The organism is Pseudomonas sp. Mn2068, assembly GCF_049319725.1.
In the GTDB taxonomy this organism is placed as follows: domain Bacteria; phylum Pseudomonadota; class Gammaproteobacteria; order Pseudomonadales; family Pseudomonadaceae; genus Aquipseudomonas; species Aquipseudomonas gingeri.
In genome coordinates, this window is record NZ_JBMOUG010000039.1 from 1 (window position 1) to 254 (window position 254).

General features: G+C 65.0%; 1 protein-coding gene. It reads right to left on the reverse strand.

What is annotated here, in order from left to right:
- Nucleotides 1-254: OprD family outer membrane porin (locus ACL9RJ_RS33255; protein ID WP_422766021.1), on the reverse strand; the 254-nt coding region annotated here is incomplete at both ends.

The window sequence follows — 254 nt, forward strand, 5'->3', positions numbered from 1 at the left end:
TCGTAGCTGTTGTTGTAGCTGTCGTTGGCGAGGGTGCCGCCGCTGGTGCCGTTGACCCGCATCCAGGCACTGTCGCCGGTGAGTTTCTGCAGGCCGACATAGAAGGTGTTGCCGCCATGGCGGGCGGAGAACATCCCCGACCAGGTCTTGTTCTCCAGGTCGCCGGCCAGGGCGCTACCGTCCTCCTTGCCGTAGAAGAAGCCGAGGTTGGCGCCCAGGGTCCAGTCACCCAGCGGCTGGCTGTGGACCAGGTT